Origin of the sequence: Arthrobacter terrae (assembly GCF_015708085.1) — a bacterium.
Lineage (GTDB): Bacteria > Actinomycetota > Actinomycetes > Actinomycetales > Micrococcaceae > Arthrobacter_M > Arthrobacter_M terrae.
Map to the genome: position 1 here is coordinate 1 of NZ_JADNYM010000055.1, position 1,555 is coordinate 1,555.

The 1,555-nt window shown below is 58.8% G+C and carries 1 protein-coding gene and 1 pseudogene; both read left to right on the top strand.

The window, feature by feature from the left end:
• Positions 1-520: 520 nt before the first annotated feature.
• The gene (locus tag IV500_RS21105; RefSeq protein WP_196398783.1) at positions 521-1,078 is read left to right on the top strand and encodes a DUF6318 family protein; all 558 of its coding nucleotides are present in this window, start codon (positions 521-523) and stop codon (positions 1,076-1,078) included.
• Between the two features lie 2 nt (positions 1,079-1,080).
• Positions 1,081-1,555: pseudogene (locus tag IV500_RS21110) on the top strand (hypothetical protein); the annotation flags it as partial.

Below are 1,555 nucleotides of genomic sequence, written 5' to 3' on the forward strand. Positions count from 1 at the left end.
CCTGGGACTTCGATAAAGCCTCCAACACAGAACGCTCAGCCTCGGACAACAACAACGCAGCAGCTGGTCTCGACATAAACCCAGCTTAAACCCACACTCATTACTTATTTTGGAGACACACCACTAGCGACGTCTCGCGGTGCCGCATTCCGCATGGGGAGTGAGGGAGGCTGCGTAGGGAGTTGCCAGCAAACACTTCTGCGCACTCTCCCGCCCGGGAGGTGCGCAGGCGTGTTCTGGCGCAGGGTTCGCGGCGAAGTCTGCGCAGCCTTTGTCGATTCCTCAAGAAAATTCCTTGCCTGTGGAAAACCTTGGACCCACTTCCCGATCTGCGCTACCTTTAATCCACCCGTCGCAGTACTCCACCTCACCGGTTGGGGAATTGATGTACCCAGTTTCGGCAAGATACGGAAAAGCCCGCCTCGCAACAGCGGTGGCCGGCACGGCGATCATCCTTGTACTCACCTCGTGCACCGGAGCCCCCAGCGCAGAGCCGCCCAGCACCTCGACTGCGCCCCCAATGACACACGGAGCAGCGACCTCCAGCGCCGCTGCATCGCCGGGAATCACGCCCTCTCCGACCGCGGCGATCCCCGTCTACAAGCCGGCCGACGCAACCGGACCGGCACAAAACGTCCCCCTCCCAGTCAAACCACCCCTCGCCGACGAATTCTCCAAAGCAGGGATAGAAGCCTTCGCCCGCTACTGGTACGACACGCTCTCCTACGCCTATGAAACCGCTGACTTTGCCCCGCTGGAGGCCATCAGCGACCCCGGCTGCGCCACTTGTTCAAAAGTGAAGGAAAGAACGACGAAGTGGTATGACGGAGGCCAATGGACTGCGGGCGGCAGGATGAGTGTCGTTGACGCCGGGTCCCCCTTTGCGGCAACACCCACAGGTTCCTACCAAGTGATCGTTGCAGTCAAGCAGGATAAAATATCGTATTACCGAGCCGACGGCACGCTGACTGATAGTCACGCTGCCTCTGACTCCATTGCCGATATTCTCGTTGCTTCCTACAAGCAGAACCGCTGGACTGCTGAGACGGCTGAGCACATTAGTGGCAAGGCGGAATAGAAATGCGTGTCCTGCTAAACATCGGACTCGTAGTTCTATCCTTCGTTTTCGCCACAACTCTATTCGCGAGCTCCGCCCAAGCCGATGGAAGTACAGGTGAAAATATCGATTGGGGCGATAGCTGCGTCGACTCTTCCGGTTGGCAGCGGATCGAAGGGGCCAGCTACTGGGGAAATGTGCCGGCTAGCGTTCCCGACGATCCTTACCAGTACGATTTCAAATTCGTCTGCCAAACCAGCGGCGACGATTTTGCCACGGTGTGTCTGGCTAATGCTGCCAGTAAGTGCACGGAAGCGGCCCATGGCCAGCTCGTCAACTGGTACCGATCCCTCAAATTCAGCTCTGCACCGGTCTGGAGCTTCCTGAGCGGGCCCACCTGCATCTATTCGGAAAAGCCACGGGACATCCTCGCCGAGATAGCCGCCGGCATCGAACACGAATTTCAGAACTCCCCCGTCGCCCCGGCCACGGTCGGCA

Coding starts and splice junctions, on each gene's coding strand:
- IV500_RS21105 (WP_196398783.1), top strand. CDS start 521: ATGACACACGGAGCAGCGACCTCCAGCGCCGCTGCATCGCCGGGAATC.